Origin of the sequence: Streptomyces sp. NPDC057616, assembly GCF_042800575.1 — a bacterium.
Classification (GTDB): domain Bacteria; phylum Actinomycetota; class Actinomycetes; order Streptomycetales; family Streptomycetaceae; genus Streptomyces.
Genome location: NZ_JBHVGU010000006.1, coordinates 81,850 through 89,994, shown reverse-complemented (window position 1 = coordinate 89,994; position 8,145 = coordinate 81,850). Strand labels below are relative to the sequence as shown.

Sequence of the window (8,145 nt, the reverse complement as noted above, 5' to 3'; positions counted from 1 at the left end):
CTTTCCCTGCTGTGTTTCTCTCCTCCCTTCTCTCCTCCCCCCCTCCCCCACCCCACACCCCCCCCCCCACCCACTCACCCCCCCCCCCCCCCTCCTCCCCCCCCCCACTTCACTTCGTACGCCTGCATCTCGAACCGCTTGCCGTCGACCTTGGCGCTGATCGACCGGTCCAGGGTGTTGACCACCAGGACGGTCCGGTCGGTGGCGAGCACGCGGACGTTGGGCACGTCGTCCGCGGCGACGGACACGCGCGCGTACCGGGTGCCGGGCGGGAACGCCTGGTGGAAGCGGGAGACCAGGTCGAACATGGGCAGCTTCCGGCCGCCGTCCGAGCGGTCGGTGGGCGTCCACAGGCAGCCGGCGCAGCCGTCGCCCTTCTCGTCCTCCGGGTTCCAGTAGAAGCCGGAGGAGGCGCCGCCCTTGACCATGGCGATCATCCCCGCGGCCTGGACGGCGACGCGGCGGGTCTCCGACCAGCCCGTGCGCTCGTCCTGGCCGTCGGCGGGTTCGACGTAGTACTCCGACCACCACAGCGGCAGGTTGCCGGTCTGCCGGCGCACCCAGGTGCCGACGGCGGTGAACTTGTCGGTCGCCGCGAACTCGTCGGGCAGCGTCTCGTCGTCGTTGGTGTAGCTGGAGCCGTCCACGACGACGAAGTCGGCGCCCGCCTTGTTCCTGTTCCAGTAGTCGAAGGCGTCCAGGACGCGCTGGTCCATGGCGCCCCAGGGCCCCTTGAAGGTCGCGGAGGCCTCGTCCGCGCGCGGGTCGACGCTGTCCATGACCAGGTACGGCCCGCCGACCATGATCTTCTTGTCGACCTTCTTCAGGGCCTTGTAGACCAGGTTGTAGAGCTTGGTGTAACCCTCGTAGTCCCAGCGGCCCTTGGCGTCGTTCCAGAAGCCCTTGAACTCGTTCCAGACGATGAAGTGGCGTACGTCCGGGTAGCGCTTGGCAACGGTCGCGGCGAGCGCGGCGAAGTCGGCGTAGTGCTGCGGCTCGGGAGCCGTCTCCAGCGCGGACTGGCTCCAGTTCGTGTTGTCGACGCCGGCCTTGCCGCCCTTCATCCAGTCCGGGGAGCAGCACAGCGTGACGACCGGGGTCCCGCCGGACTTGCGGATGAAGTCGATACGGCGGTCCATCGCGCCGAAGTCGTAACGCCCCTTCACCGGCTCGGGGTTGTCGGCGCCCCAGCCCATGATCGCCTGGTCCTGGGGCATGCCCCCGGCGCCGGAGATCAGCTGCTCCACCCGGTCGGTGGCGGCCGGGTCGCCCTCGTCGGCGCTGTACTGGGTGTGCGTGAAGCCCCAGCCCACCTCGGGCTTGTCCTGGTCCGGCGGGGTCACCGGGGTGCCGTGCACCGAGTCGCCGTTGCGCGAGGTGCCCGCCGTGCTTCCGCCGCCGCCCGGCAGCGTGTTGATGAGGGTCACGATCAGCGCCAGCGCTGCCACGCCCACCCCGAGCAGCGCGGTGAGCCGCCACCGCCGTGCCCCCGAAGTCCACTCATGACGTCCCATCGAGGGCAACAGTAACCGTGTAGCCGCCAGGTAGGGCAGATGTTGTGAATGCACAGGTCTGTAACAGGCCGGACGGGACGGGCAGGCGGCCGAATCGGAACCATCCGGCATGGGGGACACGGCCGACACACCGGACGCACGGCGGAAACCGGGTGCATGCGGCGTCCTCGTGACGGATCATGGACGGCATGTCTGCGCACCCGCACGAAGCTCTGCCGATCCGGCTCAACGTCGACGACAGCGACTCGCCGTCCGACGTCGTCGACGCGCTGTTCCTCGGCCGGTTCGCGACGGGCGAGCAGCCGTACTCGCACGCGGCGAACATCGACCGCGTCCGGTCGGGTGCGACGCTCCTGCCACCGGGCGCGCGCGTGCTGCGCGTGGCCCGCGACGACGACCGCAGCGCCACGCTCGCGGAAGGCGACGGCTGGACGCTGCTGGTCTCCCGCTGGAACCGCGGCGCGGACGTCACGGTGACGGCGACCAGCGAGGAGCTGGCGCAGAAGGTCCTCGACCAGGCCACGGACGGCGCGGCGGACGAGCCCGAACCCCAGCCGGAGAACGTGACGATGGGCTTCTGGTACGTCTCCCCGCGGCGCGGCCCGCACCGCACCACCCGGCAGATCTCCGCGGGCACCTGGGACGAGGTGCGGGAGAACTACACCGCGCCGGTGGCCGAGGCGATGGACCGCCTGATGAAGACGACACCGGAGGACATCGCGGGCCGGCTGCTCCTGCTGCACGGCCCGCCCGGCACCGGCAAGACCTCGGCGCTGCGCACCCTCGCCCGCTCCTGGCGGGACTGGTGCCAGGTGGACTGCGTGCTCGACCCGGAGCGGCTGTTCTCCGACGTCGGCTATCTGATGGACATCGCCATCGGCGAGGAGGACGGCACGGGCAAGGGCCGCTGGCGGCTGCTGCTCCTGGAGGACTGCGACGAGCTGATCCGCGGCGAGGCCAAGCACACGGCCGGTCAGGCCCTGTCCCGGCTGCTCAACCTGACCGACGGCCTGCTGGGCCAGGGGCGCAACGTCCTGGTGGGGGTGACGACCAACGAGGACCTGGAGCGCCTGCACCCGGCCGTGGTCCGCCCCGGACGCTGCCTGGCCCGTATCGAGGTGGGGCAGCTGACCCGCCGTGAGGCGGTGAACTGGCTGGGCACCGAGGAGGGCGTGGGCCGCGAGGGCGCCACGCTGGCGGAGCTGTACGCACTGCGCCGGGGCACGTCCCCGACGGCACTCCCGGAGCCCCGGGACGGGGCGGACGCGGGGCTGTACCTGTAGTGCTTTGATGGAGACATGACCCTGTTCGTCGGGACGTCGGGGTGGCAGTACAAGGACTGGCGGGGGGTCTTCTATCCGGACCGGTGCCCGCAGCGGCTGTGGCTCGAGGAGTACACGGAGCACTTCGCCACGGTGGAGATCAACAACGCGTTCTACCGCCTGCCGACCCGGGAGAACTTCGAGGCCTGGCGGGACCGGGTGCCGCGGGACTTCGTGGTGGCGGTCAAGGTCAGCCGGTATCTGACCCACATCAGAAGGCTGCGCGAGCCGCGGGAGCCGGTCGAGCGCCTGATGAGCCACGCGGCCGGCCTCGGCGACCGGCTGGGCCCGCTGCTCCTCCAGCTCCCGCCGACGCTGAAGGCGGACGCGGGACTGCTCGACGCATGCCTGGCCTGCTTCCCGTCCGGTACGCGGGTCGCGGTCGAGCCGCGGCACGACTCCTGGTGGACGGAGGAGATCCGCGCTGTCCTCCGGGCCCATGAGGCGGCCCTGTGCTGGGCCGATGTGCGGGCCCGGCCGAGGAGCCCGCTGTGGCGCACCACCGACTGGGGCTACGTGCGCTTCCACGAGGGCCGCGCGCAGGCCTGGCCGCGCTACGGGCGCCAGGCCCTGCGGACGTGGGTGGAGCGGATCGCGGAGACCTGGGGTCCCGGCGAGGACGTGTACGCGTACTTCAACAACGATCCGAACGGGGCGGCGGTGGAGGACGCGAAGACCTTCGCGAGGGCGGCGCACGCGGCGGACCTGGAGGTCACCCGCGCACGATGACGCCCGCTCCCGCCGTTCGTCCGGCCCTGCCCCTCGCTCGTCGCACTCCCCGTTCGCTCAGTCCCCGCCGTAGACCGCCCGCAGGGCGTCCCGCACGGCGGTGAGCGCGGCTTCCTGGTCCAGGCCCAGCCGCCGGACCCGCTCGACGTAGGCCTGCGCGGCCGAGGCCACCTCACGCTCGGCCGCGGAGCCCGCGGCGGCGACGTACGTGCCGTTGCGCCCCCGGGTCTCGATCACCCCGTCGCCCTCCAGCGCGCGGTAGGCCTTGGCGACCGTGTTCGCCGCGAGGCCGAGCGACTCGGCGAGCCCACGCACGGTCGGCAGCCGGTAGCCCACCGGCAGCACGCCCGACCGCGCCTGCTCGGAGATCTGCGCCCGCACCTGCTCGTACGGCGCGGCACTGTCGTCGATGTGGATCTTCAAGGTCACGCTGCCGATTCTCCCGCACCCGCCGGAAAATGAGAGGCGCAGGGGCGTGTCCCCCCGTAGCGTGCGCGCACATGACTGTGATCGTGCGCGACCTGCGCCCCGAGGACCGGTCCGACGTCGAGGCCTTCGCCCGGGTACGGCACCTCGCCCTCCCGTACATCCTGTGGACCGCGGACGCCGTCCTGCACCGTCTCGCCCACACCCACCCCGACGCGCGCTTCCGGTCGCTCGTGGCGGAGGAGGACGGCGAGGTGATCGGCACGGCCCAGGTCCAACTGGCGCACGACAGCCCGGAACCGGGCCAGGGGATGCTCAACATCTACGTCCACCCGGACCGGACCCGCCGCGGCGCCGGCGACCTGCTGGTCCGCACCGCCGAGGAGCACCTCACCGCGCACGGCGCGACGAAGCTGTTCGCCTGGGTGCTGGACGAGCCGGCCAACCGGGCCTTCGCCGAGCGGCACGGCTACGGCGCCAGCCGCTCCGCCCACTTCCTCCGTCTCGACCTGGCCGGGGGCGCGCTGCCGCCGCTCCAGTCCCCGCCGCCCGGTGTGGAGTTGCGCTCGGCGGCCGACCTCGCGGACGACCCGCGCCCGCTGTTCGAGCTGGACGCGGAGACCACGCAGGACGAACCGAGCGACGTGGACACCGAGTTCTCCGACTACGAGAACTGGATCGCGGAGAACTGGCGGCACCCGCTGCTCGACCGGGAGCTGACCACCGTCGCCTTCGCCGAGGGCCGCCCGGCCGCGTTCAGCGTGGCGTACACGGACGCCCCGACCGGCCGCTACGTCACCGCCATGACCGGCACCGCCCGTGCCTTCCGCGGCCGGGGCCTGGCGAAGCTCGCCAAGAACGACTCCCTGCACCGTGCCCGCGCCGCCGGCTACACCCAGGCGCTCACGGGCAACGACGTGGGCAACGACCCGATGCTCGCGATCAACAAGTGGTTCGGGTACGAGATCTGCGCGACGGAGGTGCGGTATGTCCGTGAACTCGGCTGAGCGAGGCGCCCTGCTGGACGTCGTCCTCGTCAAGGCGGGCCGTACGAAGATCCGTTACGCCGCGGAGCTGCTCGGCGACGACGGCACGCACATCGCTGTCCGGGCCCCCTGGGCGGGCGAGGGCGTGCGCGACTTCGGGTTCGTGCGCTTCGAGAAGGGCGACGTCTTCACGGAGCACTACTGGCGGGACCGCTGGTACTCGGTGAAGGAGGTACGCGACTCCGCGGGCGTGCGCAAGGGCTGGTACTGCGACATCACCCGCCCCGCGGTGCGCTCCGGCACCGAGCTGGTCGTCGAGGACCTCGACCTGGACCTGTGGCGCTCGGCCGACGGCCGCGAGGTGCGCCGCCTGGACGAGGACGAGTTCGCGGCGAGCGGCCTGGCGGAGACGGACCCGGAGGCCGCCGCGGCGGCGGTGGCCGCGCTGGACGCGCTGGAGGCGCTGGCGCGCGGCGGTGACTTCGGGGCGCTGGTGCGCTGAGCGCCACCCGGACGCGGTGCGGGCGCCCGGCCGGACCGGCCGGGCTCACACCACGGCCACCACCGCATACCGCTCGTCCGCCACGTCCTTGCCCCACAGCGCCGTCTGATCGGACAGCCGCACCACCCGCACCTCGCCCGTGACGAGCGGGGCGAGGAGACCGGTCAGGACGTCGGCCGGTATGCCCACCGGCGCGGCCGTGCCCCAGACGCCCTCGACCAGGACGAGCCGGCCTCCCGGCCGCAGCAGCCCGCGCCAGTGCCGCAGGGCGCGGCCGGGAGCGGGCAGGGTCCACAGCACGTGCCGTACGAGCACGACGTCGAAGCGCTGCTCCCCCACCGGCGGTGCCGCCGCGTCACCGACGAGGAACACGGCGTCACGGCCGGCCAGCTTGGCTCTGGCGCGGCCGACCATCGCCGCGGACGCGTCCACGCCGGTCACGTGGTGCCCCTGCTCGGCCGCGAGGAGTGACAGACTGCCCGTGCCGCAGCCGAGATCGAGGACGTCGCTCGCCCGCTCGGGCAGCCAGGAGGCGAGCCGTCCGGCCCAGGCCCGCCGCACCTCCGGATCGCGCAGTCCGTGGTCCGGCTCGTCGTCGAAGGAGGCGGCCTGCGCGTCCCAGTCGACGTCCGCGCCGGTCAGGCCCCCGTTGTCATCCGTCATGCGCCCAAGAGTGACACCCGCCACTGACAGTCGAATGGTGACAGCGGCCACAGACAGACCCGGACCGATGAGTCACCCTCCCGTCAAGGGTCTACCTCCGTGAGAACGCGGAACTCGGTGGGCACTGAAGGAGGCAGCCATGCGCCGGACCACTGTGCAGAAGCCCCTGAAGAAGACGGACTCGCGCAGGGTCCGCGACGAGGCCGACGAGCGTCCTTCCGGACGTCCGGAGGTGCGCCGAGACATCGCGCGAACATGGTGGCCCGACGGCTGACGCCGGTCAGTCCAGCCGTTTGCGGTAGTGGATGCGGTCGTAGGGACCGTCCACACGCTGTTCCACGGCCTCGTAGCCGTACTTCGGATAGATCTTCCGGTTCTCCCACATCATCGCGTTGGTGTAGAGCCTGACCTCGGGCAGACCGAGCGCACGCGCGCGTGCGTCCACGAACAGCAGCAGCCGCCGTCCCACTCCCCTGCCGTGCGCGTCGGGGTGGACGGCGATGCTGTCGAGGAACAGATGGTCGTCGTGCTCCTCGAGCACCACGAGCCCGATGACGGGGTCCCCCGTCACGAACACCTTCCCCGCGGCCACGTTCGCCGCGTGGTCCGCCTCCATCGGCACCGGAACCACGCCGATGCGCTCGATGTAGGGGTGGTACGCGGCGTCGGTCACGGCCTTCACGGCCGCCACGTCGGCGGCGACGGCCGGCCGGATCTCGTCGTCTCCCATGCCGCGCACGCTATTACCTGATCCCAGTCTGAGCACTCCCTTAACGCGACCATAAGGATCTCCATCACCCGCCTCCAGCAGGCGATTTCACGCGTTCTCGGGGCTAGTTTCTGATCGCACCCCCACGGGATCCGCCCCGCTCGGGACCCGCCCGTCCGGGTCTCCCGTCCGCGGGATCGACCCCACGCATCTGGACCGTTCCGAGGAGATTCCGCATGCCCGCACGCCGCCGCAAGGTCGCCACGCTCGCCGTCCTCGGCGCCGCCCCGCTCGCCCTGACCGCGCTCGCCGCCGCCCCGGCGTCGGCGCACGGCACGATGGGCGACCCGGTCAGCCGGGTCTCGCAGTGCTACGCGGAGAACCCGGAGAGCCCCAGGTCCGCCGCGTGCAAGGCGGCGGTCGCGGCCGGCGGCACCCAGGCGCTCTACGACTGGAACGGCATCCGCATCGGGGACGCCGCCGGGCAGCACCGGAAGCTGATCCCGGACGGCAAGCTGTGCAGCGCGAACAACGAGGAGTTCAAGGGCCTCGACCTGGCCCGCGCCGACTGGCCCGCGACGAGCGTGCAGAGCGGCGCGTACACCTTCAAGTACCGTGTGACCGCTCCCCACAAGGGCACCTTCACGGTGTACCTGACCAAGGCGGGCTACGACCCGGCGAAGCCGCTGGCCTGGTCGGACCTGGACCTGGAGCACCCGGTGGCGACGGCCACCGACCCGGTCGCCTCGGGCGGCTTCTACACCTTCTCCGGCACGCTCCCCCAGCGCTCGGGCAAGCAGCTGCTGTATGCGATCTGGCAGCGCTCGGACAGCCCCGAGGCCTTCTACTCCTGCTCGGACGTCACCTTCGGCGGCGCCACCGCGAGCGGCGGCGGCGGAAACACCGGCAGCAGCGGGAACACCGGCACCAGCGGCAACGGCAGTGCTACGGCGGCCGGTTCGACGCCGGCTCCGACCGCCTCGGCGCCCTCCGACGCGCAGATCGCGGCGGGTGCGGACAGGTCGAGGGTCGAGCACCACGGCCACGGCGACCAGGACGCTTCCACGTCGGCCGAGCCCCGGATCACCGCCGAGGCGGCCGCCGTCGACGAGCCGACGGTGGCCGGTGCCTCGCAGAACCTCGCCGAGACCGGGGGCAGCGGCAGCACCCCGTACCTCGCCATGGGCGGAGCGGCCGCCCTGGCCCTCGGCGCGGCGGCCCTGTTCGCCTCCGTCCGCAGGCGCGCGACCGGCGCCGGGCGGCACGGCCGGCCGTAGCGGCCCCACGGGGGGCG

At 72.3% G+C, this 8,145-nt stretch carries 10 protein-coding genes; 6 read left to right on the top strand and 4 right to left on the bottom strand.

The features are described 5' to 3' along the window. Window positions 1-74: 74 nt before the first annotated feature. A complete protein-coding gene (locus tag ACFU97_RS09125; protein ID WP_384252962.1) occupies window positions 75-1,514 on the bottom strand; it encodes a xylan 1,4-beta-xylosidase in 1,440 nt (479 codons plus the stop codon). 188 nt (window positions 1,515-1,702) lie between these two features. Between ACFU97_RS09125 and ACFU97_RS09120 the strand changes: the two genes are divergently transcribed. Beyond that, entirely contained in the window at window positions 1,703-2,797 is a 1,095-nt protein-coding gene (locus tag ACFU97_RS09120) for a DUF5925 domain-containing protein (protein ID WP_384252959.1), read from the top strand. Between the two features lie 15 nt (window positions 2,798-2,812). Then, the gene (locus ACFU97_RS09115) at window positions 2,813-3,565 is read left to right on the top strand and encodes a DUF72 domain-containing protein (RefSeq protein WP_384252956.1); all 753 of its coding nucleotides are present in this window, start codon (window positions 2,813-2,815) and stop codon (window positions 3,563-3,565) included. Window positions 3,566-3,622: 57 nt separating this feature from the next. On the opposite strand, the gene ACFU97_RS09110 is transcribed toward ACFU97_RS09115, so the two are convergent. Beyond that, the gene (locus ACFU97_RS09110) at window positions 3,623-3,994 is read right to left on the bottom strand and encodes a GntR family transcriptional regulator (protein WP_384252953.1); all 372 of its coding nucleotides are present in this window, start codon (window positions 3,992-3,994) and stop codon (window positions 3,623-3,625) included. A 71-nt stretch (window positions 3,995-4,065) separates the two neighbouring features. Between ACFU97_RS09110 and ACFU97_RS09105 the strand changes: the two genes are divergently transcribed. After that, entirely contained in the window at window positions 4,066-4,998 is a 933-nt protein-coding gene (locus ACFU97_RS09105; protein WP_384252950.1) for a GNAT family N-acetyltransferase, read from the top strand. After that, window positions 4,979-5,479: a DUF402 domain-containing protein gene (locus tag ACFU97_RS09100; RefSeq protein WP_384252947.1), complete on the top strand. Its 501-nt coding sequence runs from the start codon at window positions 4,979-4,981 to the stop codon at window positions 5,477-5,479. Before ACFU97_RS09105 ends, ACFU97_RS09100 begins: the two co-directional genes overlap by 20 nt. Window positions 5,480-5,524: 45 nt before the next feature. On the opposite strand, the gene ACFU97_RS09095 is transcribed toward ACFU97_RS09100, so the two are convergent. Continuing rightward, window positions 5,525-6,142: a class I SAM-dependent methyltransferase gene (locus ACFU97_RS09095; RefSeq protein ID WP_384252944.1), complete on the bottom strand. Its 618-nt coding sequence runs from the start codon at window positions 6,140-6,142 to the stop codon at window positions 5,525-5,527. 139 nt (window positions 6,143-6,281) lie between these two features. Between ACFU97_RS09095 and ACFU97_RS09090 the strand changes: the two genes are divergently transcribed. Next, window positions 6,282-6,416: a hypothetical protein gene (locus ACFU97_RS09090; protein WP_384252941.1), complete on the top strand. Its 135-nt coding sequence runs from the start codon at window positions 6,282-6,284 to the stop codon at window positions 6,414-6,416. Between the two features lie 6 nt (window positions 6,417-6,422). Here ACFU97_RS09090 and ACFU97_RS09085 read toward each other — a convergent pair whose 3' ends face one another. Beyond that, window positions 6,423-6,872 carry a GNAT family N-acetyltransferase gene (locus ACFU97_RS09085; RefSeq protein ID WP_384252938.1) on the bottom strand — a complete coding sequence of 150 codons (450 nt, stop codon included), beginning with the start codon at window positions 6,870-6,872 and terminating at the stop codon, window positions 6,423-6,425. Window positions 6,873-7,087: 215 nt separating this feature from the next. On the opposite strand from ACFU97_RS09085, the gene ACFU97_RS09080 reads away from it, so the two are divergent. Next, window positions 7,088-8,128, top strand: a complete 1,041-nt coding sequence (locus ACFU97_RS09080) for a lytic polysaccharide monooxygenase (RefSeq protein ID WP_384252935.1) — start codon at window positions 7,088-7,090, stop codon at window positions 8,126-8,128. Window positions 8,129-8,145 lie beyond the last annotated feature (17 nt).